We start from the raw sequence: 20,680 nt of genomic DNA on the forward strand, positions 1-20,680 counted from the left end.
TTTAATACAATTCTAAACAGTGGTCTTTGGCCTACATCAATATAGAAATTCATAAAATTTTACTGTATATATAAAAAAAGATAGGGTTAACCCTACCTTTTTCCATAAACCATATATGAATATACCTTTTCTCCCTTTTTAAAATAATCTTCAAACTTGCCGCCATCTTCCACATAATCTGAAGTCATATCATCAAGAAGCGTGTATTTAAGACTACTTAGGTTCCTTTTTATGTTATCGATTGTAAAGTTCTTTCTATATCTAGCCTCTATTAAGGTGTTTGTATTAAAGTTTTTAAATAAAATATATGATCCAATCAGAACTGCATCCTCTTTAACATACTTGTCTACTAGTCCTAACAGGAATTCCTCATGCTCAAAGCTGTAATTACTTGTACCTGACGCATCTACAAGTATATTAACAGACATGTTCTTTAAAGGAATTTCTAAAAAATCTGAGCATATGAAAAGAATATTTCTTTTATGCTCAACCCCTTCAAGCATATTTTTGAGAAACTTATGCCTTTCAATATCATGGTCAACAGCAATATAGATACAGTCATCAGGCAAGCAGCTATATGCATTTCTTAAGAAAAATCCCGAACCTGAACCAAGCTCCAGCAGAACTTTTCCTTGAAGATCACTGGAGCATAATCTCTTCGTTCCCCAATCAATACCTCTATAGATATTATTCAAATAGTCAGGGTCCGTTTCATTTATGTATTCACTAAGATAGCTTTCCATAAATTTACCCCATGAATTTTTCTTTTCATCTCCAATTATTAAGATACCATCTTCAATCAGATAGGTTTCCCCACAGCTGCAGCTAAGCTCGCCCTCTATAATTTGATTGCTTGTTATACTTCCCTTAGAAAGCATCAATCCTCCTCCACATTTCAAGCATTTTAATAAGTCCAATGCCTTTATATCAACACCAAGAATGCTTTTTCTCTCGTTTTTTCTTTCGGATAACTCCTGTATTTTCTTCTCAAGTCTTTTCTTAACGCCTATGAGCTCGTGTATTTGTTCTCCAACATATTTATCTTTGCAAACAAAAATATCCTTGTAATACTCATCCTCCTGATAAGGGGTAAGATTTCCAAGCCTTCTGAACATAAATATTGTTTTTATCTCCTTTAATGAAAATCCAAGCCCTTTTAAGTTAAATATTTCCCCAATATCAGATTTGCAAACTTCATCAAAGCAATACTGTCCCCCACTCTTTTCAGGAATAATCAGTCCTAAATCCATATAATGCCTTACAGTATCTATACTTATTCCATTTTCCTCTGCAAATCTTCCAATCCTCACCATATCACCATCAATCCTGTATAATAATGCCATTATATCATATTACAGGTTATAGTACTGAAGTTAATCATCTAAATCAAAACACTTTAATTAATTATTAACTTTTTAATAGCCTAATACTTCTCCGATAATTAATATCTTAATTCTATTTTTAATAAACTGTCCTTTAATTACCACAAAATCATTGCAAATTCTATTTGGATTTTTACAATCAACGCAATATCCAAGCTTTGTACATGGTGTATCTTTATTCAACCTCTTTGCGTCAATTGGAGCAGCATATTGTCTTACTCTTTTCTCTGCTTCATCTAAATCTTTAACAATTTTATTTATTCCTGCCACAATTATAACTTGCTTAGGACCGTATATCATTGGGGCAACTCTACTTCCATTGCCATCTATATTATATAATTCTCCACTTTCTGTTATTGCATTTGTACTACAAATAAAGGTATCTGCAGAAAAATTCTTAATATATAACTCTCGTTTATCATCACTACCTAATCCATGCTTATATTTATCCAAAAAACAAACTTACCACTTCTTAAGAAATCTATTACTCCAGTTTCAAAAAGAGTCATTGAATCTCCTACACCAACAGTAGAACCTTCAGTTATTAAATCTTTTAATACTTGAAGTAACTGCTCCCTATTTCGAATGTAATATCCTTCCATATTACGGCTATATATATTTTTTATCGTTCTCTCAATTTGCTTTTCAATATACCATGCAATATTCTCTTCCATATCTAGCTCCTCCTAAAGATAAAATTTAAATAAATGCTCTACTCTCCTTGAATCTAATGCTTTCGATATTTCATTTTTCCTAGAATTAAACACTATGTTATAATAAAATTATATCTTATGAGTGGAGTAAATATATGATTTACATAGAAAAAAAACCTTTTAATATCCTGCAGAAGTACATTAAATGTATTTGGACTATTGAATATAACGGAACGCTGACTCCAAGTGAAAATGAAAGAATTCTGCCTGATGGATATACTGAAATTATAGTAAATTTTTCAGATAGATTTAAATGTAAAATAGATGGCGGAAAAGAAAACTTCTTGACTAATAGCTTTGCCTCCGGTCCATTCACCAAGTACCTGCATTTAGAGGCTACAGGAAAAGTTGGGCTTTTAGGTATTCGCTTTTGGCCTGGCATGATGTATCCATTTTTTCAGATACCAATGAAGGAACTTACAAACAAATATATTGATCTATCCTTCATAGCAAAAGAGCTTTCAAAAGAAATTGAAGCTAGTGTACTTTCTTCTACTAACTTTGAAGAAAGATTCAGTCTTGTTAACAGTATATTGACTAAGCATCTTATGAGCAAACTTACCCCAACAAACAAGGTTGTAGAAGAATCTATTAATATTATTAAATATTCAAATGGTATGATTGCTGTTGCTAGTCTTTCAGAGAGCATAGGTATAGGCTCAAGGCAGCTTGAACGCTTATTCAACGTATATTTAGGCATAAGTCCTAAGATGTTTAACAGAATTACCAGGTTCCAAAGAATCTTTAAAGAACTTGAAAAACATCGTATTAATAACTGGCTTGTATTAGCTCTACAATGCGGCTATTATGACCAAGCTCATTTCATCAAAGAGTTTAAACAATTTTCAGGAATGAATCCTAATTCCTTTTTTATTGGTAGTAATGAACTCACTCGCTATTTTACTACGAATATTAGAATGTCGGATTTATACAATACATCTGCACAAATCATTTAATATAATATCTTATAATAAATTAATCTTGGAGGTAATTATATGAACTCATTAGAATTTGAAATTGATATAATATCATCAAAAGAGCAACTTTGGTCAGCATGGACAAGCAGTGAGAATGTATCAAGATGGTTTTCTCCTTTAGCTAATGTTGAACCTATGCTTGGAGGTGCATTTGAACTATTTTTCGATCCATCAAATCTCAATCATATGACAACAAAAGGATGTACATTCTTAGAACTTACACCCTTTGAAAAATTAAGCTTCAATTGGAAAGGCCCTGATGACTTTTCGGAACTAATGAACAGCGAACCTCTAACAGTTGTCAATGTTTTATTCTTTGAAGAAAATGCTAATGTTAAAGTTAAGGTTTCCCACTCTGGATGGGGTACAGGGGATGAATGGGATGCAGCTAAAAATTGGCATGAATTCGCATGGAACCAAGTTCTTAGCAGTTTAAAAAACTTTGTAGAATCAAACCAAGGCAATATTTGCTGTAGTAAATAATAAAGGGGCTGCCTCAAAATATGTTAGTACAAAAGCAGCTGAAATATATAAAATATACTGTATGAGCATTTAGCGAAGCCTAGAAGGACTTAGCGAAAGAAAAGCCACAAACCTTAGTGTTGTTCGTTTGTTTGAGGTACGAGGTTAAAAGCCTAAATGGCTTTTAACGGGCAACTTGCGAGTGGTAACGAGTACTCCTTAGTTGCCCCGTGGAAAACACTTGGTTTGTGGCTTTTCTGAGCTTAGAACTTCTTGCACAGCGGTCAAGCTCACTAAGCATATTTTATATATTTCAGCGGTAATTTTATTCTAAACTATATTTTGAGACAGCCCCTTTTATGTTATTTAAGGATAGCTCTAGTTTTATTATTTTCGCAAAATCTTATCCATCGCTTTTCCTTTTGCCAACTCATCGATTAGCTTATCCAAATAGCGAATTTCCTGCATTGTTGGTTCTTCAATGTCTTCCACTCTAACACCGCAGACCACACCTTTGATTAAGGTTCTCAAAGGATTAAGGTTAGGAGCTTTAGCAAAGAAGGTCTCAAAATCTGTCTGCTTTTCAAGTTGAGCTTCTAACTCCTCTTGGCTATATCCTGTCAACCAACGTATGATTTCATCTACTTCTATTTTACTACGTCCTTTTTTCACGGCCTTCGTAACATAAAGGGGATAGACACTTGCTACACTAACTGTATAAATATTATGTTTAGTCATAATACACCCTCGCTTATGTGATTTTCTTAATTATATCACAAAAATAGTCTGTTCAACAAAAGGTGCTCCATACAGCAAAATTTAGCACCTTTTCCGATTAACATACCATTAAGCTTAAATTCATTTTTTCTTAGAATAAATTATATATAGCAATAGGTATTAACTCAGTTTTATCCTCTTCCTTGCAAAGAAATCTCTGAAAAGAAATATTATTATGCAACAGTGCTAGTTCTAAAAAACACAAAAATATCCCCATATCAATTGAATTGTAAAATGGTACCTTGTCTTTAGGCATGATAGATTTAATATTTGTTTTCCTATAAATTTTTAATTTATTATCTTCACAAACAACTTTCCAGGGCTGCGTATTACATGCACTTGGAGCATATTTTGAGGCTTCAGCTACTGCTTCTAATCCTGATACGCCTTCCCAGGTTTCTTGAGTTTCTTTTCTCTTGCACTTTGTATAATCTCTTCTAAATTCGCTAGGCTGTCCTTTACCCAAAGCCATCATAATCACAAATTTCATATTATCATATCCTGGCTCTTGCGTTTTACCCATTCCGTACCAGCATACTCCTATATCTTTGGAAGCCAAATATAAATCTAACTGCTCAAACATATAGCCAATGTTTAATAGAAATTTTTCTTTTTCTTCACTATAAATAAGTAAACAATACTCACCCCGTTTACAGGTAGTTTCTTCTCTTCGCACAATACGATGTTTTACTTTTATATTGTCTACAAGTGATATTAAATTTTTAACTTTTTTATCAATATCACATATTTCATCATCAGAAAGCTTAAGGGTGCCGTTAAATCTTCTGAACGATTTTCTTTTAAAAATCATTTTATATAACTCTTTATCTATCACCATTAATTATTCTCCTATTTTTTAGTACACCGGTGCCTGAAACAATCATACAATGCTTTAAAATGAAAAACAATCTACCTATTAAAGCTTTCCAATTCATATGTAGTTATATGTTATTAAAATTTATTTAAATTTCTATAACACTTTACTTTATTCTATAAGCATTCTTCCACTGATAAATTGACCTAAACTACTTCAACTATATATGATATAATCTACTAGGGTGATTTAAATGCAAATACTAAAAAATGATTGGCAAAACTTATTAGAGGATGAGTTTAGAAAGGATTACTACTTAAAATTAAGGGGATTCTTGATAAATGAATATAAAACTAAGACTATTCATCCAGATATGTATGATATATTTAATGCCCTGCACTATACAGCTTATAGGGATGTAAAAGTAGTTATATTAGGCCAAGACCCATATCATGGTCCTAACCAAGCCCATGGTCTAAGTTTTTCTGTGAAACCCGGAGTGCCTGCTCCACCTTCTCTTGTGAATATTTATAAAGAGCTTCGTGATGATTTAGGATGCTATATACCTAACAATGGATATTTAAAAAAATGGACTGATCAAGGAGTTCTGCTGCTTAATACCGTATTAACAGTTAGAGCAGGTGATGCAAACTCTCACCAAAACATGGGTTGGGAGCACTTTACCGATAAAATAATTAGTTTTTTAAACGATAGAGAAGACCCTATTATTTTTATACTATGGGGAAAAAATGCTCAATCAAAACTAAGTATAATAAATAATCAAAGACACTATATAATAAAGTCTGTCCACCCAAGTCCTCTATCTTCCATGCGAGGATTCTTTGGAAGCAAACCTTTTTCTAAGACTAACAACTTCCTTGTTTCCATAGGTAAAGAGCCTATAGACTGGCAGATTGAAAATATATGATGCACATTATAAGACTAAATCTTCTGATCGTGATATAGTAGTTAAAAGCAAGGAAAAAGGTGCTGCATCTGATATGCTCCCTGTCAAGTAGACAGGGAGCATATCAAGATTAGCACCTTTTTCTAGAAAACTTACTTAATTAAATGATGAACTCTGAATTATCTATTTTACGAATCTATTTCTTCTTAACAGGAATCCAAATTTCGCTGTAGTAGTTTTCATCTTGATTACCTTGAGGATAATCAGCTATATTGGTGTACATTTCAATATTGTAGCCTGCTGCTATATCATAATCCTTGCAATTAGGCAGCCATTCTGAGAAGATTTTTTTATTTACATCTTGCAGAGATTTCGGCATTGCGCCCTTGCAAGCAAAAACAGCCCACGTGTGTTTAGGAATATTCTTTGTAACAAACCCACTAGGTATTTCTATAGATGGATTGTAATTGTCTGCAATCAAATATTCAAACTCATCTGAACCCATGCTCTCATCTATGCATACTCCATACATTCCGCATACAAGTTTCCCATTTCCTGTTTGATAATGGTCTGTCCAAAACTGTGGAATTTCTGCAGTTGCACTATCATATTTAAACACCTTTGATACACCCATGACAGTAAACGAATCTTTTTCAACAATTTTGTAATCCATAATATAACCACCTTCCAGTGAAAATTTGATTTTCAACGGAGCAAAGGACTTAATCATTGCTCCATCTTTGCGAACAGCAGTAGGTGTGACGCCATGGAATCGAGTAAAAGCTTTTGTGAAACTATCCGGTGAGTCGTAGCCATACTTCAGTGCAATATCAATAATTTTTTCATTAGTGGAAACAAGCTCACTGCCGGCAATAGTAAGCCTGCGTTGTCTGATGTACTCTCCAACCGTAAAGCCACAAAGCATTCCAAAGCCTTTCTGGAAATAGAACGGCGACATAAATGCTTTTTGGGCAATACTTTCTGTTGAGATTTCTTCAGCGATATTCTCCTCAATATAGTTGATAGCTTCACCAATTCTTTCAATCCATCCCATAATCATTCCCCCTGTCTGTACATATATCTTATCGCTTTTAAAGCCTTTGTTCCCGACTTTTTGTGTTATGTTTTGTCTTGCCTGAAAGGTTTATATGCTGCTTTTACATCTTAATATACCATTCATCATCATACCACTTGCTTAACTGGCAGTCTAACCTCAAATATAGTCCTGTCATTGTTACTATAAGCTGATATAGTTCCCTGATGAAGCTCTATAATATTTTTTGTAATGGATAGACCTAAGCCGGATCCCCCTATATTGCTGTTTCTCGATTTTTCTACCCTATAGAATCTATCAAATATGTGAGGCAAATCTATTGCTGGTATTGATTGTCCATAATTTATAACTTGAACCACTGCCATATTCTCTTCAATTTTTGATGTTACGTCAACATAAAGACCATCTCGTCCATACTTAATCGCATTAGACAACAAATTCTCAAAGGCCCTCACTAACTTCCCTGCATCTGCGTTGACTATTAGCTTATCTTCTGAAAAATTAACTCTTGATTGCATGTCTGCAGCTCTAAATTGATATTCAAAATATGCAACTACCTGCCCTAATAAATCTACTAAATTGATATCTACTTTATCTAGATTAATAGTGTTGTTCTGCATTTTAGTAAGCTCAAATAAATCGTTGATAAGCAAATTCAAGCCTTTAGCTTTTTCAAAGGCTATATTAGCATAATATCTTAGTTCTACTTCATCTTTATACTTGTCACTATCAATTATCTCCAAATAGCCTATTATAGAAGTTAAAGGAGTCCTTAAGTCATGAGAAACATTAGTTATTAAATCACTCTTAGTTTGCTGCGCTTTTCTTTCTTCTATTGTTATCTCCTTAAGCTGCTTTGAGATATTATTTATGTTTTCCACTAAATTTTTAATATCACCCTTTGACTTAACTTCAATTAGTCTATCCAAGTCACCATTAGCCATTATGTCAGCTTCATCAATAATAGCTGCAAAACTTTTAGCTTTTCTATAGGTTATTAGTAAATATAACCCCGCGAATAGTATTATTGCAATATATATATGTATCTTACCTTCAGACAGCTTATAAATAACTCTCCAAAACTTAAAAATGTAATTAACGATTTGAATTTTAGTATTTATATATAAAAAAACTAATATCCTATTGATTGTAACCAAAATTACATATGTTAATAACGCTGCCGCTGCTACCTCCGCTAATAATGACAGCCAGTATTTATAGAACCTTTTATTTTTCAATTTTATACCCAACTCCCCATATAGTATGAATTATCTTACTTCCATTCATATTGTGTTCTATCTTATCTCTGAGCCTGCTCATATGAACCATAACAGTGTTATTAGACTGATAATATCTTTCTCTCCATACTTTTATAAAAATTTCTTCTGCACTAAAAACTCTTCCCCTATTTGTAGCTAATAGATATAAAATCTCAAACTCTCTAGCTGTTAAATCTATTTCTTTATCATCAATTGCTACCTGGTGTTTGCTCTTATCTATAACCATTGACTCAATTCTTATCAAGTCCTCTGAAATTTGCATTTTAGTGTTTAAAAAATATGCCCTTCTAAGCAATGCCTTTACTCTAACTATCAGTTCCAATTGATTAAAGGGCTTGCATACATAGTCATCTGCACCAGTCATAATACCTTGAATTTTATCCATATCCTCCGCTTTTGCACTTAGCATAAGTATAGGTATGTTGTACTTTTCCCTTACTCTTCTGCATACCTCCAGCCCATCAATACCTGGCATCATAATATCTAGAACTATTAAGTGTATTTCTTCTCTATCTAATATAACTAAAGCTTCTTCTCCACAGCTTGCCTTAAAAACATTGTATCCTTCATTTCTAAGATTTATTTCTAACAAGTTTCTTATCTCTTTTTCATCATCTACTACAAGAATATTGCTGTTCATTTATTCCTCCAATTGTATAATTATTTATCCAAGTATTCCTCTAACGTAATTTCGTTGTCATAAATATACTTGGCAGCTTCATCTCCAACATATCTAATATGCCAAGGTTCATATTCGATTCCTGTTACACTTTTCTTTCCATAAGGATATCTTATAATAAAACCAAATCTATGGCAATTTTCAGCTAGCCACTCTGCTTCTTTTGTTCCCTTTGCAAAGTATCCGCTTTTGTTCGTAATGTCCATGCATAATCCGGTTTGATGCTCACTAAATCCCGGCTTAGCCACATAGGCATCTGCAAGCTTCTTTCCTTCTGCTTTGACCCTATTGTTATAGGTCTCCTTTTGTGATTTATACGACCTATAGCCGGAATTTCCAAGCAATACTACCCCTTCCTTTTTGGCTGCATTAACTAGCTTTTCCAAAGGACTTACAATAACTCCTGCTACATGTTTTTCTTCCTGGTCCACTCCAGCAGCAAATGGTATATTGGGTATAGTTAATTTTTCTGGTTTATAAACTTCACTTAAACCATGTTCGCTGTTTACTAATACCAATTTTGCCCTCTTATTAATACTATTTGTATTCATACTGTCTAAATTAACGTTATTTTGATTTACTGGCCTATCTTTTTCATTTAAATCAATTTCGTTACCGTTATTATTTTTATCTTTTAATTCTGTAACAGTACACCCAATTATATACAATGTTCCATAAGCTATCATAATAAAAATTAAAATCTTTTTAAACCAATTTTTCATATTCTAAACTCCTCTTCTATCAACATAGTCTCATTGTAGAAGATTGACTTTACAATACTTATAAGAATTCCTTACAAAATCTTAAGTTTTTAAAATCCAAGGAACATTTATTTAAAAACAATATTTAATGTTACAGATTTGGATTTTATAATGCAGCTCATTATTTAATTTATACATATATACTCATAAAACTAGGAGACAGATAAGTAGTTTCTTTACTTATCTGCCTCCTAGCCTTTCGAAATGTATTATCTATGAGCTTCATATCTAAAACTTTAAGCATTAAGCATATTATAGTGACATACTTTTGTCTTTCCTTCTTTAAAATCCCAAAGATGAAGGCTTGAACCATTACAATTGCTCCACTGCTTGCAAGATTCGCAGCCTTTAGTTCTCATCCATTTTCTATCTCTCATATTCTTATACCTTGTTTCCCAGGCTTCAGAAAAGCTTATCTCATCTACGTGTCCTTGAATCCACTCTCTAGGCAACGATGGACATGCACTGTAGGAACCATCAGCTAAAAGGCTTCCTATATTAATTCCTGCTCCACAAAAGAAGAAATCATCTCTAACTTCTCTCTCCCAATTGCAGCCCAAGTAGCCTTCTTCAGAGTAGCTGATATGCATGCCAGGATTACTGTTTCTTTTATCTTTTATAAAGTTAAAAAGCCTAATTACCAAATCTTTATTCAGCAGCAGCTCCGAATTAACTTCGGCTCGTCCCTTAGGGAAAATAGTAAATAGTCTCCAGCCCTGTACTCCTATATCTTTAAGAAGCTTATACATATCTTCAAGCTGATTTATATTATCAGAATTTACGCAGGTAATAGCCTCAACTATATCAAACTTTCCAGACTTTAAAAATAATCTTAATGCATTAACCGCTCTATCATAGGAAAGCTCGCTGTTTCTCAAATGATTATGTGCTTCCCTAAGACCGTCCAAGCTTACAGACACTGTCTTCATTCCTGACTCGGCACATTTTTCAACAGCAGCTTCGTCTACAAGCATTCCATTAGTGACCATACCCCATGGAAATCCCATGCTGCTCACCTCAGAAAGAATCTCAAACAAATCCTTTCTAACAAGAGGCTCTCCACCTGTAACAGCTACCATTATATCCTTAGGCTCATAGTTTTCAGCTATATTTTTAAAAACCTGAAGCACTTTTTCCTTAGGCAATTCTTCTATAAACTTGTCCTTGTCACAGTCAGAACCACAATGCCTGCATTTAAGATTGCAACTTAAAGTTGTCTCCCAAAAGAAATACGTTAAGTCATGAACCTTTGTTGTAAACTTCATTCCCTGGCTCCATGCCCAATTTTGAAACTGCTTCTTCATGTTAATTCACATTTCCTTTATCGTTATTTTGATTTGTGACTGGTGGAGGCCCATACTTAGGCGTTGGCGGTGGTCCATATTTTCCGCCAATGCAGCCCACAAAGGTACCTGCCGCAAGAAGCATTGCTAGAAACCAAGCTAAAAATCTATACACTTGTTTAACCTGTTTAGCCATATTTTTTATCTCCTCACTATAAACTAATTTATCTTTTTCTCGTAGCTAGTAGGTGGACCGTACTTGCTGACTGGCGGACCGTATTTATTCTCTCTTTCACCTCGGCACCCCGCCAAGCTTCCCGCTGCAATAATCATTGAGAAAAACCAAGCTAGAAACCTGTAAAACTTTTTAACCCGCTTTTTCATATCTAATCCCCCAAAGTAATCTATAGTATAATTGTACTACTACTGTATAAATGTGTAAATTTATTAAAGTATTTTAACTATAAACTTATTTAATAAAAAAATATGGTGCAAAACTTAATGTAGTTTTGCACCTATAAACATAATAAAAATTAATATATTTTATACATTCTCGCGGTGATTAAAGACTAATCCGGCACAACAGGCTAAGTTATATTTCTCAAACCTGTGTTCCATGCTCCTTTATTAGGGATATGAGCTTATCCGCATCTATTGAATACTTTCTGCTATCTTTTTTGTTATATTCCTCGCTGTCCATTTGCTTTTGTTGATTGTATTCTAAAAGCACTACTGAATTTTTATCCCCAGCAGACAGCTGTGCAGCCGAGGATTCTATTATGTTTTCTTCCTCATGTGAGTGATAGTTTAAAGTCAAAAGCCCTTGTACTCCACTTTGATTATCCTGCATGTAAAATCCCACCTTTTTCTAAGTAAGTATACATGCTTAGTATTCCAACTTTAATATTAAATATAATGAAGTTAAAATGATATCCGCTATTTCCCCGAATTCATTGACGTATATCCTGTCTTCTCTATTAAATATTCCCCTTGATTTCCTAATATCCAGTTAATAAAAGGCTGCACATTAGGATTAGTGCTTCCTGCTGTAACAGCATAAAACTCAGCTGAAAGAGGATATTGTCCATTTCTAATTGTCTCCCTGCTTGGATAAACTCCATCTATTTTTATTAAACGTATCTGATTGTTTTTAACCATTTCTGTGGCATAATAAAGGAAAGAGTAGCCTATTGAATTTTTATAATTCTTATAATCTGAAGTTTTTTTAATTATTCCTCCCATCATTGAAACAATATCTTCACTTGGAGGTGTCATTAATTTTTTTCTCTCCATGAATTTTTCAAGCATAGTCTGGCTTCCACTGTTTCTAGGTCTTTGGAAGGCTCGTATATCCTCGTTTTTTCCGCCAACTTCTTTCCAATTAGTAATCTGTCCTGAATATATACCTTGAACTTGTTCCTTAGTAAGTCCCTCTACCTTATTTTTAGAGTTAACAAAAAATACAAAGGCTTCTCTTCCTATAGGAGTTAATTTAAGCTCTATACCTTTGGCCTTTGCAGCCTCCAGCTGCTCGTTTGATGGACGTGCTGCAAATATAATATCTGCATTTCCTTCAATAAGATTTCTATAAGCACTGTCAGTAGTTGAGCACATAACTTTACCGTCATATACCTCATAATCCCCCTCAGGATAGACAGCTCTTGCAAAAGCAGAATATAAAGGGTACAAAGCTGTTGCACCGTCAAGTCTTGGCAAGTTATCTTTTAGCTTTAGAGTTGAAGCCTCTGAAAGAGACACTGCTTTTGTATCATCTTTAAATGGCTTGTAGTTATTTAAATCAACAATCTCATCATTTACAGTAGGAATATTTTTTTCTACTACTTCACTTATCTTATAGCCCGAAGCTGTTAATATACAAATAAGCATAAAGATACCCAAACCATAGTTTAATCTCTTTTTATTTATAAAACCATAAAGCATCATTATTGTATATATAAAAAGTCCTACAAAAGCAGCCATTACTACATACCCATATAAGACTTTACCCGATGAAAAAACAACAAATAATGCACAGAATCCACCAACAACAAATAATACGCCTCCAAAAAAGAGACAAAGTAGAATATTTGAAAGTATCTTCATATCCAACTCCCCAATCTATTACTATTTCATAAGTGCCAATATATCTTTAAAGTAGTCCTCCCCATAGTTGTGAAAGCCTCCAGATTTTATCATATTCTCAAGCTCTTCTTTTGTAACCCATTTTGCACCGCTTACCTCTTCAGCCTGTAGATGTACATCCCTTAGTGAAATATTTTGCTTTACAAGCCAAATCTCAGCAAAGTTGTTTCTTCTTTTCATAGTCTTAAGCTTTATCATGTTTTCTGTATCAACATCTATTCCAAGTTCTTCTTTAACTTCCCTAATTGCTGCAGTCTTTCCATCTTCACCTGCTACTGCAGAGCCTCCAGTTGCCGCCCAAAGCCCCGGAAGAAGCCTTAAATGTTCTGCTCTTCTTTGTATTAAAAACTCACCTTTATCATTTAGTATCCATATGTGAACAACGAGGTGATAATCCCCATCCTTAAGCTCTTGTCCTCTTATAATAGTTTTTCCTGTTTTCTTACCTTCTCCATCTAATATATCCCAAATCTCCATTGCATCATAACCTTTCTTAAATTATCTTTTTCGTCCATGAATAAAATAGTGCCATCCGCTAGTATCTTCATATATATCCTCTATATGTCGAATCCTAATAACTTCAAAATTGCCAAGCAAATCCTTAACTCCATTTAAATCTGAATAAAAATGGGGTACTCCTGCTTCAGGTTCTTCTGTTTTTACTATTGTATTCTCGTCGAGTTTAGGATAGTTCTTTTTTGTATAGGATGGGCTATTTTTTGAACACAAGGTTATAAAAAATTCTCCCCCGTTTTTTAACACTCTATTTATCTCACCTATAATAACCTTAATCCCTTGAGTGTCCGTGTGTGATATAACGTGATAAGACAATAGACAATCAAACATGTTATCTTCATAAGGAAGATTATTTATATCACCAAGCACAGTCTTTACTTCCAAACCTAGTTGTTCAGCTTTTGTGTTTAAAGCATTTAAACCAAAATCCGACAAATCCAAGCTGTATGTATCAAATCCGTTTTCAGCAAATAAAACTGAATGTCTTCCAAGTCCACAGCCTAAATCTAAAAATTTTTTAAAGCCTTGTTTTTTCCATCTACTCACATAGTAATAAACATCCTCTGAAGGTTCATTCCATATATTTTCCTTTACCTCAGCCCAATTCCATTCCTTTGATTTAACCATAAAATATCAACCTCATATGTCTTATTTTAGCTTAGAAATTATAAATTGCCCGTCTATAATTTTTTCTAATAATTATTAACTTTAATTATATTCTATATTATATATGCATTTCAATTTATTTCCTTTGATAAATAAAAATATTGACAAGAAAATGCAAACAAGCTATTATTATACCGCGTGCCTTGAATTTGCTATGGGATTACGACCAATATACTCCAGTATATGAATCCTAATAAAGGCTTAAAATAAGGTTAGCTCATTAAAAAGGAGTGGTCATAATGAAATCATTTCAGGCTCTTACAGAGGAGACTTTAAAGGTTGAAAATTTAGAGGAACTAGAATCTGCTGCTGATCTTTTTCAATTTGGTGTTGAAAAGGGATACTATACAAAAAGGCAAGCAGATGAATTTAACCTTACCTACTGGAAGGTAAAAAATAAACTTTTGTCCTATGAAATATCAGATGATATTAAGTGGAATATATTAGACATAATGTCCATAGTTTCTAGCGCTCCAAATGATATCAAAGACAGAAAATATGAGCTTATAAACTATGTTAATGGGCGTATAAAGGCATTAAAGGGAAAAGTAAGTGGGCTTAAATAATTAAAGAATCTCCTTTTTATTAAAAGGGAGATTCTTTTTTGTTATCTCTTTACTATAGGATTATTTGAAACATCCATATATTTAGGCTTTATTTTTGATAACGGGCTTATGTCTTTAATGTTATTATTGCTAAGGTCTAGAATTTGAAGCTTTGTCAAATTACTAAGGCTTATAACATTTTCTATTTTATTGCGAGATAATCTTAAACCAATTAAATTTTTTAAACTTCCTAAAGCACTTATATCAACTATTCTATTATTATCCAAATACAAGGTTTCCAGGTTAGTAAGCTCTCCTGTACCCTTAATATCAGATATTTTATTGCTTTCTAAAAACAGATGTCTAAGGTTTGTTAGTGTCTGTAAAGGATATATATTGCTTATATTGTTTTCATATAAATATAAATCCCTTAAAGCCTTTAAGCTGCTTAGCGGACTAAGATTTACTATCTTATTATGACCAAGCTCAAGTATTTGCAACTTGGTAAGTCCTCTTAGCGGTGCAATATTTGATATTCCGTTCATTCCTAGTGTCAAAGAAGTTAAATTAGTTAAACCTGCCAATGGACTTATATTTGTAATATTATTGCCATACAATTCTAACACTGCTAATTTTGTTAACCCTCCTAAAGGTGCAATATTAGAAATTGCGTTAAAGCTTAAATCTAAATTTGTTAAGTTACTTAATACCCTTAATGGAATAATATTTGATATATTGTTTTTTTGTAGATTTAAAACCGTCAAATTTTTTAAAGAAGTTAAAGGCATAAGGTTTGAGATTTTATTGTAGCTTATGCTAAGATTTCTTAGGCTGCTAAGAGCAGCTAAGGGTCTTAAATCAGTAATATTATTAAAGTTTATCTCCAAGGTATTAAGCTTTGAAAGCTGCTGTATTCCTTCAAGGCTAGAGATATTTTTATTATCTGCTTCAAGCTCTGTTATGCTTTGCAAATCCTTTATATATAATGGTCCAATAGGCTTATTAAGCTTTTCTCTAATAACCTTTTCTAAATTTTTATCCTTGAAATTAGCCAGTTGTTGTACATTATATGTGTATTTAGTCTCTTCAGCAAATACAATAACAGGGCTTTCAATTACATATAGATAACTTATAGCTATAGCAGTTAGAATAGATAAACACTTTTTCTTCATATTAACGCTCTCCCTTTCAACATATATTCTTATATTCCCCTTGGAAGAGCGATTATATGAAGCAAAAACTTTAATCTGTAAGCGTTAATTTAACTTATATTTTCTATAGGGCAAGCTTAATGAATTTTCTTTTTCCAACTTGAATTACATCATCGTTTTTAAAATCGGTTCTATCTGCTTCATTCGCCTTTTCACCATTAATTTTAACTCCACCTTGCATTATCAGCCTTTTCCCTTCGCTTTTAGAGGGCACAAGCTTAGAATTCAGCATAATTTCTATAAGACTTTCATCTCCACTTACCTGAAATACTGGTATATCTTCAGGAATTTCATTGTTTTGGAAAAGAGTTTTGAAGTATTCCTCAGCTTCCTGAGCTTTGGAATCTCCATGGTATAGTCTTGTAATTTCCTTGGCCAAATTCATTTTTATATCTCTAGGATTTGCTCCTTTATTTAACTGCTCCTTAATCTTGTCAATTTCATCAGGATGGATATCTGTTGCAAGCTCAAAGTATTTTATTATAAGATTATCGGGCACCTGCATAGATTTTACATAAATATCCCTTGCACTCTCATTAATACCAATGTAATTTCCAAGGCTTTTACTCATTTTCTCTACTCCGTCAGTACCCTCAAGAAGAGGCATAAAAAGCGCAACCTGAGGCTCTTTTCCATAATCCTTTTGAAGGGTTCTTCCCATAAGCACATTAAACCTTTGATCAGTTCCACCAAGCTCAATGTCTGCATTAATTTCTACAGAATCGAAGCCCTGCATTAAAGGGTAAAAGAATTCATGGATTCCAATACTCAATTGATTGTTAAATCTATTTTTAAAGTCTTCTCTCTCAAGCATTCTTGCCACAGTATATTTACCTGCAAGCTCAATAACCTCTTTAAAGTTAAGCTTTGATAGCCATTCACTGTTAAATCTTAATTCAGTTTTCTCTTTATCTAAAATTTTAAATATCTGTCTTTCATAGGTCTTAGCGTTTTCTAAAACCTCTTCATTAGTTAATTGCTTTCTGGTCTTTGATTTTCCAGTAGGGTCGCCAATCATTCCAGTAAAATCTCCAATGATAATTACAATTTTATGACCTAAATCCTGAATCTGCTTCATCTTTCTAAGCACAACAGCGTGACCTACGTGAATATCAGGCGCTGATGGATCAAGCCCAAGCTTTACTATCAGCGGTCTGTTTTCCTGCTGAGCCTTTTTAAGTTTATTCTCCAAATCTTCAACATTTATAACCTCTGCTGCTCCTTTTGTTATGATTTTAATTTGTTCTTGAACACTTACCATAATTTATTCCTCCTCAAATCTTTAAAATATAAAATCAAAATGCTTTTTATCAAATCTTAGCTGCTTATCCCCACAAGAAATGCCATAACTTGTTATCTTGATTTCTTGATTTCTTGATATCGCGATATCTTCTTATCATGATATCTTCTTAACTGGTTATATGGCTGCGAAAGCTAGTGTTTTAAAATAGTGTTGGTATAGTGAGACAACTTCATCGCAGAAGTCATTGAGCGAGGCCTAGAAAATCTTAGCTTTCCGGCTTTTAATGTCTGTTAAGAGCACTCTACTGTTTGAGCATAGCGAGTTTAGAGTGCTTAGGACTTTAAAACAAAGGAAGGCTTAGATTTTCTTGCACAGTGAACGACTTCCTAGATGAAGTTGTCACACTATAGACTGACACTATTTAAAAACCTAACCTGACTCAAAAATAAAAAGCTCCCGTCCTTTATATACATAAAGGACGAGAGCATAAATCCCGTGTTACCACCTTAATTCACCGACATGTCACCATATCAACCTCTTCAAGTACAGCATTAAAACCTGCGATACTCTATCACTATAACGGGTGAAGGAATCCGTAAACAGCCTACTAGCAAAAGCGTTTGGCCTTCTGCTCAGAGACGTATTCAAATACTGTTTCTTGCCCCTCTCACCAACCGGGAACTCTCTGTAAAGACAACTTGTATCCTACTCTTTCTCATCAAAGCATTTTAATATTTGTTTTAATACATTATATATTAGCTTTCAGAAAATTGCAATATAGAAAAATGAAATTACTTTATATATTCGGTAACAAAATCAGTAAAGAGAATGCCCTCTAAATGGTCTATTTCGTGACAGAAGCATTTTGCCAAATCTCCTGTACCTGTCAATGTAATTTGCTCCCCATTCTCATTTAATGCTTGAATTGTCACTTTTGCAGGTCTTATCAGTTTACCCCATTTATTTGGAATGCTTAAGCAACCTTCTATAACTTCCTGTGTTCCTTCTTGTTTAATTATCTTTGGATTTACTAATTTTATAAGTCCTTGTCCCATATCTATTACAATTAATCTCTTTAATATACCTACTTGTGGGGCGGCCAATCCACCTCCATTTTCCGTATTATACATAGTATCAGCCATATCATTTAATATTTGTCTTATTTTATCGTCTACAACTTCAACTACCTTACTTTTTTTCCTTAATATTTCGTCATCAACCAATCTTATTTGTCTCAATGCCATTTAAACTACACCTCTACTTTGCTCTGCTCTTGATTTTCTTTCACTTTCTTCAAATAGAAAAATTTCCTCTATGCTGCTGCGAAATACTTTTGCAATGTCATACGCTAACCATATAGAAGGTTCAAACTTCTCTGTTTCAATAGCGTTAATTGCTTGTCTTGATACTCCTACAAGCTCTCCTAACTGTTCTTGAGTTAGTCCTAAATGTTCACGAAATTGCTTTATTTTATTTTTCATTAGATATCACTCCTGTAATGTTTACCTTACATTGTCAATATAGCATTACCTTCTAATCATGTCAAGTTAACCTTACACAAAATATAGTAAAAACAGCAATAAAATTCAGAGAAATTATTGCTGTTTTCGTATTATTATTCTATATATTTTTAGGCATACACCTCAAAACAAAAACTACAACTTTTATTGAGGCTTAAATCCGTTAACCTTGCTTACTGCCTCATCCTTAAAATTGTTTAGCTTTGTAAGATTGTCATTTAGCTTATTTAATTTCTCAAGCACCATGTTCATAAGATTGGTTGTTTCTTCTTCGTTATTATTTTTCATAGCAGTCTTAAGCTGTTCTCTTAAGTTCTTAATGTCTTTTCTTATAGCATTATTGTCCTGCCAAATCGCTTGCCTTTGCTGCTGCATAAGCTTTAAGTCTTCCCTAAGAGGCTTAATATCTTTCCTTGCCTCTTTATTTTTCTTTACTTGTTCTCTAAATGAAGCAAGACCCTGTACCTCGCTGTTTATCTTTTCTAAGGCGCTATCTATTTGCGGCTTTAAAGCAGCCATTTTTTCCTTATCCTTTGCTTCCTTTGCAGCTTTAAAGTTCTCATGAAGCTTTTTAAGCTCTGCCTTTGAAGTTTTTAATTCCTCCAGCTTAGGAGCGGCTTCTGCTTTATCAATCTTTTTAAAACCAAGCTCCCCTCTCTTGCTTTCTACCGCCTTAACTACAGTACCTTTCTTGCCCTTTAAGCTTTCAACATTCTTCTTTACACTCTCCCTAGCGGTCTTGACGCTATCCTTTAGGTTTCCTTCTGCAGCAAAAGCTGTAGCAGTTCCACCTAAAATAACTATCCCCGCTGTTATTATTGCAGCAACTTTTTTCTTTATCATTTTTATACTTCTCCTTCCTTTTATTTAGCCTGCAAGCTCCTATGTTTCTATTATACTACGGCTTCCTTGGTTAAATCTCAGAAGGTTTGCGGCAAAATTGTGGCAGTATTAGCTGTAATATAATTAATAGAATCTAACTATGCTATAATAATAAAAAATAGATCCTTATTTTAATACAGCCTATGATAAAAGGTGGTGCTATAATGGATAAGAAGCTTATTTACATAGCAGATGACGAAATTAATATACAGGAATTAATTAGAATGTTCCTACAAAAGGAAGGCTTTGCTGTAGAAAGCTTTTCCGACGGTCAGGAACTTCTAGAAAGCTTTAAGCAAAGGCCTTCCAATATGATAATTTTAGATATTATGATGCCAAAGCTGGACGGTTTTTCCCTTTGCAGTGAAATACGTAAATTCAGCAATGTTCCAATTATATTTGTTTCCGCAAGAGATTCAGAAGCTGACAAAATAGCTGGACTTATGCTTGGAAGTGATGACTATCTAACAAAGCCCTTCAGTCCTGTAGAGCTTGTGCTCCGTGTAAAAAGCATTTTTAAGAGAATGGATTTTGATAAGTCTATAAAAATTTCTTCTGAAGAAATTAAAATTTCAGATATAACCATTTACCCAGAGAAGAGATATGCTGAATGTAAAAATCGAAATTTAGAGCTCACTCCTATGGAATTTAACCTTCTATTATATCTATCAAACAACAAAAATAAAGGAGTTTCAAGAGAAGAGCTTTTGAACAAAGTGTGGGGCTTTGAAAGTGATGTAGATACTAGAGCTACTGATGATATGATAAAAAGAATTAGAAAAAAGCTTTCAAATGCAGGCTCCAGTCTAAAAATTGAAACCCTCTGGGGCTTTGGCTTTATAATATCAAGCGAGGATTGAGAGGAA

General features: G+C 33.4%; 24 protein-coding genes, 1 pseudogene and 1 other annotated feature. Of the genes and pseudogenes, 5 read left to right on the forward strand and 20 right to left on the reverse strand.

Annotated features, from left to right (window positions below):
- Positions 1 to 92: 92 nt before the first annotated feature.
- The gene (locus NBE98_RS11990) at positions 93 to 1,313 is read right to left on the reverse strand and encodes a MerR family transcriptional regulator (protein WP_250815221.1); all 1,221 of its coding nucleotides are present in this window, start codon (positions 1,311 to 1,313) and stop codon (positions 93 to 95) included.
- Positions 1,314 to 1,415: 102 nt separating this feature from the next.
- Positions 1,416 to 2,056, reverse strand: a pseudogene (locus NBE98_RS11995) (lactate utilization protein).
- Positions 2,057 to 2,190: 134 nt separating this feature from the next.
- On the opposite strand from NBE98_RS11995, the gene NBE98_RS12000 reads away from it, so the two are divergent.
- A complete protein-coding gene (locus NBE98_RS12000; RefSeq protein ID WP_250815222.1) occupies positions 2,191 to 3,051 on the forward strand; it encodes a helix-turn-helix domain-containing protein in 861 nt (286 codons plus the stop codon).
- A 39-nt stretch (positions 3,052 to 3,090) separates the two neighbouring features.
- On the forward strand, positions 3,091 to 3,555 hold the full coding sequence (locus NBE98_RS12005; protein WP_250815223.1) for an SRPBCC family protein: 465 nt from the start codon (positions 3,091 to 3,093) through the stop codon (positions 3,553 to 3,555).
- A 366-nt stretch (positions 3,556 to 3,921) separates the two neighbouring features.
- Here NBE98_RS12005 and NBE98_RS12010 read toward each other — a convergent pair whose 3' ends face one another.
- Positions 3,922 to 4,272, reverse strand: a complete 351-nt coding sequence (locus NBE98_RS12010) for a DUF2200 domain-containing protein (protein ID WP_250815224.1) — start codon at positions 4,270 to 4,272, stop codon at positions 3,922 to 3,924.
- A 130-nt stretch (positions 4,273 to 4,402) separates the two neighbouring features.
- Positions 4,403 to 5,149 carry a nitroreductase family protein gene (locus NBE98_RS12015; protein ID WP_250815225.1) on the reverse strand — a complete coding sequence of 249 codons (747 nt, stop codon included), beginning with the start codon at positions 5,147 to 5,149 and terminating at the stop codon, positions 4,403 to 4,405.
- A gap of 229 nt (positions 5,150 to 5,378) precedes the next feature.
- Between NBE98_RS12015 and NBE98_RS12020 the strand changes: the two genes are divergently transcribed.
- Entirely contained in the window at positions 5,379 to 6,053 is a 675-nt protein-coding gene (locus tag NBE98_RS12020) for a uracil-DNA glycosylase (RefSeq protein WP_250815226.1), read from the forward strand.
- Positions 6,054 to 6,228: 175 nt separating this feature from the next.
- Here NBE98_RS12020 and NBE98_RS12025 read toward each other — a convergent pair whose 3' ends face one another.
- The 11 genes from NBE98_RS12025 to NBE98_RS12075 all read right to left on the reverse strand — a co-directional run bounded on the left by NBE98_RS12025 (position 6,229) and on the right by NBE98_RS12075 (position 14,374).
- Positions 6,229 to 7,086, reverse strand: coding sequence for an AraC family transcriptional regulator (locus tag NBE98_RS12025; RefSeq protein WP_250815227.1), 858 nt, complete (start codon positions 7,084 to 7,086; stop codon positions 6,229 to 6,231).
- A gap of 128 nt (positions 7,087 to 7,214) precedes the next feature.
- On the reverse strand, positions 7,215 to 8,324 hold the full coding sequence (locus NBE98_RS12030) for a sensor histidine kinase (protein ID WP_250815228.1): 1,110 nt from the start codon (positions 8,322 to 8,324) through the stop codon (positions 7,215 to 7,217).
- On the reverse strand, positions 8,314 to 9,006 hold the full coding sequence (locus tag NBE98_RS12035) for a response regulator transcription factor (protein ID WP_250815229.1): 693 nt from the start codon (positions 9,004 to 9,006) through the stop codon (positions 8,314 to 8,316). The genes NBE98_RS12030 and NBE98_RS12035 overlap by 11 nt, the downstream gene beginning before the upstream one ends.
- A 20-nt stretch (positions 9,007 to 9,026) precedes the next feature.
- The gene (locus tag NBE98_RS12040) at positions 9,027 to 9,767 is read right to left on the reverse strand and encodes a M15 family metallopeptidase (RefSeq protein ID WP_250815230.1); all 741 of its coding nucleotides are present in this window, start codon (positions 9,765 to 9,767) and stop codon (positions 9,027 to 9,029) included.
- A gap of 275 nt (positions 9,768 to 10,042) precedes the next feature.
- The gene (locus NBE98_RS12045; RefSeq protein ID WP_250815231.1) at positions 10,043 to 11,110 is read right to left on the reverse strand and encodes a radical SAM protein; all 1,068 of its coding nucleotides are present in this window, start codon (positions 11,108 to 11,110) and stop codon (positions 10,043 to 10,045) included.
- Between the two features lies 1 nt (position 11,111).
- Entirely contained in the window at positions 11,112 to 11,285 is a 174-nt protein-coding gene (locus NBE98_RS12050; protein ID WP_250815232.1) for a hypothetical protein, read from the reverse strand.
- Between the two features lie 23 nt (positions 11,286 to 11,308).
- A complete protein-coding gene (locus NBE98_RS12055; RefSeq protein WP_250815233.1) occupies positions 11,309 to 11,473 on the reverse strand; it encodes a hypothetical protein in 165 nt (54 codons plus the stop codon).
- Between the two features lie 217 nt (positions 11,474 to 11,690).
- Positions 11,691 to 11,939 (reverse strand): hypothetical protein, encoded by a 249-nt coding sequence (locus NBE98_RS12060; RefSeq protein ID WP_250815234.1) that lies wholly within the window; start codon positions 11,937 to 11,939, stop codon positions 11,691 to 11,693.
- An 86-nt stretch (positions 11,940 to 12,025) separates the two neighbouring features.
- The gene (locus NBE98_RS12065; RefSeq protein ID WP_250815235.1) at positions 12,026 to 13,192 is read right to left on the reverse strand and encodes a PstS family phosphate ABC transporter substrate-binding protein; all 1,167 of its coding nucleotides are present in this window, start codon (positions 13,190 to 13,192) and stop codon (positions 12,026 to 12,028) included.
- Between the two features lie 21 nt (positions 13,193 to 13,213).
- Positions 13,214 to 13,708 carry an NUDIX hydrolase gene (locus NBE98_RS12070; RefSeq protein ID WP_250815236.1) on the reverse strand — a complete coding sequence of 165 codons (495 nt, stop codon included), beginning with the start codon at positions 13,706 to 13,708 and terminating at the stop codon, positions 13,214 to 13,216.
- Positions 13,709 to 13,729: 21 nt separating this feature from the next.
- On the reverse strand, positions 13,730 to 14,374 hold the full coding sequence (locus NBE98_RS12075; RefSeq protein ID WP_250815237.1) for a class I SAM-dependent methyltransferase: 645 nt from the start codon (positions 14,372 to 14,374) through the stop codon (positions 13,730 to 13,732).
- Between the two features lie 278 nt (positions 14,375 to 14,652).
- Here NBE98_RS12075 and NBE98_RS12080 point away from each other — a divergent pair, with 278 nt between their 5' ends.
- Complete coding sequence (locus NBE98_RS12080) at positions 14,653 to 14,979, forward strand: hypothetical protein (protein ID WP_250815238.1); 327 nt, start codon at positions 14,653 to 14,655, stop codon at positions 14,977 to 14,979.
- Positions 14,980 to 15,020: 41 nt separating this feature from the next.
- On the opposite strand, the gene NBE98_RS12085 is transcribed toward NBE98_RS12080, so the two are convergent.
- The 5 genes from NBE98_RS12085 to NBE98_RS12105 form a co-directional block, all read right to left on the reverse strand.
- Complete coding sequence (locus NBE98_RS12085; RefSeq protein WP_250815239.1) at positions 15,021 to 16,130, reverse strand: leucine-rich repeat domain-containing protein; 1,110 nt, start codon at positions 16,128 to 16,130, stop codon at positions 15,021 to 15,023.
- A gap of 103 nt (positions 16,131 to 16,233) precedes the next feature.
- Positions 16,234 to 17,430 (reverse strand): tyrosine--tRNA ligase, encoded by a 1,197-nt coding sequence (tyrS, locus tag NBE98_RS12090; protein ID WP_250815240.1) that lies wholly within the window; start codon positions 17,428 to 17,430, stop codon positions 16,234 to 16,236.
- 453 nt (positions 17,431 to 17,883) lie between these two features.
- Positions 17,884 to 18,143: a binding site (T-box leader), on the reverse strand.
- Between the two features lie 60 nt (positions 18,144 to 18,203).
- On the reverse strand, positions 18,204 to 18,656 hold the full coding sequence (def, locus tag NBE98_RS12095; RefSeq protein WP_250815241.1) for a peptide deformylase: 453 nt from the start codon (positions 18,654 to 18,656) through the stop codon (positions 18,204 to 18,206).
- Positions 18,657 to 18,893, reverse strand: coding sequence for a helix-turn-helix transcriptional regulator (locus NBE98_RS12100; protein WP_250815242.1), 237 nt, complete (start codon positions 18,891 to 18,893; stop codon positions 18,657 to 18,659). It lies immediately after the preceding gene.
- A 183-nt stretch (positions 18,894 to 19,076) separates the two neighbouring features.
- Positions 19,077 to 19,775 (reverse strand): hypothetical protein, encoded by a 699-nt coding sequence (locus NBE98_RS12105; protein ID WP_250815243.1) that lies wholly within the window; start codon positions 19,773 to 19,775, stop codon positions 19,077 to 19,079.
- Positions 19,776 to 19,978: 203 nt separating this feature from the next.
- Between NBE98_RS12105 and NBE98_RS12110 the strand changes: the two genes are divergently transcribed.
- Complete coding sequence (locus NBE98_RS12110) at positions 19,979 to 20,674, forward strand: response regulator transcription factor (RefSeq protein WP_250815244.1); 696 nt, start codon at positions 19,979 to 19,981, stop codon at positions 20,672 to 20,674.
- Positions 20,675 to 20,680 lie beyond the last annotated feature (6 nt).

Origin of the sequence: Clostridium swellfunianum (genome assembly GCF_023656515.1) — a bacterium.
Classification (GTDB): domain Bacteria; phylum Bacillota; class Clostridia; order Clostridiales; family Clostridiaceae; genus Clostridium_AT; species Clostridium_AT swellfunianum.

Excerpts from the sequence above, each read along its gene's own strand:
- NBE98_RS11990 (WP_250815221.1), bottom strand. The coding sequence starts at position 1,313 with ATGGTGAGGATTGGAAGATTTGCAGAGGAAAATGGAATAAGTATAGAT.
- NBE98_RS12000 (WP_250815222.1), top strand. The coding sequence starts at position 2,191 with ATGATTTACATAGAAAAAAAACCTTTTAATATCCTGCAGAAGTACATT.
- NBE98_RS12005 (WP_250815223.1), top strand. The coding sequence starts at position 3,091 with ATGAACTCATTAGAATTTGAAATTGATATAATATCATCAAAAGAGCAA.
- NBE98_RS12010 (WP_250815224.1), bottom strand. The coding sequence starts at position 4,272 with ATGACTAAACATAATATTTATACAGTTAGTGTAGCAAGTGTCTATCCC.
- NBE98_RS12015 (WP_250815225.1), bottom strand. The coding sequence starts at position 5,149 with ATGGTGATAGATAAAGAGTTATATAAAATGATTTTTAAAAGAAAATCG.
- NBE98_RS12020 (WP_250815226.1), top strand. The coding sequence starts at position 5,379 with ATGCAAATACTAAAAAATGATTGGCAAAACTTATTAGAGGATGAGTTT.
- NBE98_RS12025 (WP_250815227.1), bottom strand. The coding sequence starts at position 7,086 with ATGGGATGGATTGAAAGAATTGGTGAAGCTATCAACTATATTGAGGAG.
- NBE98_RS12035 (WP_250815229.1), bottom strand. The coding sequence starts at position 9,006 with ATGAACAGCAATATTCTTGTAGTAGATGATGAAAAAGAGATAAGAAAC.
- NBE98_RS12040 (WP_250815230.1), bottom strand. The coding sequence starts at position 9,767 with ATGAAAAATTGGTTTAAAAAGATTTTAATTTTTATTATGATAGCTTAT.
- NBE98_RS12045 (WP_250815231.1), bottom strand. The coding sequence starts at position 11,110 with ATGAAGAAGCAGTTTCAAAATTGGGCATGGAGCCAGGGAATGAAGTTT.
- NBE98_RS12050 (WP_250815232.1), bottom strand. The coding sequence starts at position 11,285 with ATGGCTAAACAGGTTAAACAAGTGTATAGATTTTTAGCTTGGTTTCTA.
- NBE98_RS12055 (WP_250815233.1), bottom strand. The coding sequence starts at position 11,473 with ATGAAAAAGCGGGTTAAAAAGTTTTACAGGTTTCTAGCTTGGTTTTTC.
- NBE98_RS12060 (WP_250815234.1), bottom strand. The coding sequence starts at position 11,939 with ATGCAGGATAATCAAAGTGGAGTACAAGGGCTTTTGACTTTAAACTAT.
- NBE98_RS12065 (WP_250815235.1), bottom strand. The coding sequence starts at position 13,192 with ATGAAGATACTTTCAAATATTCTACTTTGTCTCTTTTTTGGAGGCGTA.
- NBE98_RS12070 (WP_250815236.1), bottom strand. The coding sequence starts at position 13,708 with ATGGAGATTTGGGATATATTAGATGGAGAAGGTAAGAAAACAGGAAAA.
- NBE98_RS12075 (WP_250815237.1), bottom strand. The coding sequence starts at position 14,374 with ATGGTTAAATCAAAGGAATGGAATTGGGCTGAGGTAAAGGAAAATATA.
- NBE98_RS12080 (WP_250815238.1), top strand. The coding sequence starts at position 14,653 with ATGAAATCATTTCAGGCTCTTACAGAGGAGACTTTAAAGGTTGAAAAT.
- NBE98_RS12085 (WP_250815239.1), bottom strand. The coding sequence starts at position 16,130 with ATGAAGAAAAAGTGTTTATCTATTCTAACTGCTATAGCTATAAGTTAT.
- tyrS (WP_250815240.1), bottom strand. The coding sequence starts at position 17,430 with ATGGTAAGTGTTCAAGAACAAATTAAAATCATAACAAAAGGAGCAGCA.
- def (WP_250815241.1), bottom strand. The coding sequence starts at position 18,656 with ATGGCATTGAGACAAATAAGATTGGTTGATGACGAAATATTAAGGAAA.
- NBE98_RS12100 (WP_250815242.1), bottom strand. The coding sequence starts at position 18,893 with ATGAAAAATAAAATAAAGCAATTTCGTGAACATTTAGGACTAACTCAA.
- NBE98_RS12105 (WP_250815243.1), bottom strand. The coding sequence starts at position 19,775 with ATGATAAAGAAAAAAGTTGCTGCAATAATAACAGCGGGGATAGTTATT.
- NBE98_RS12110 (WP_250815244.1), top strand. The coding sequence starts at position 19,979 with ATGGATAAGAAGCTTATTTACATAGCAGATGACGAAATTAATATACAG.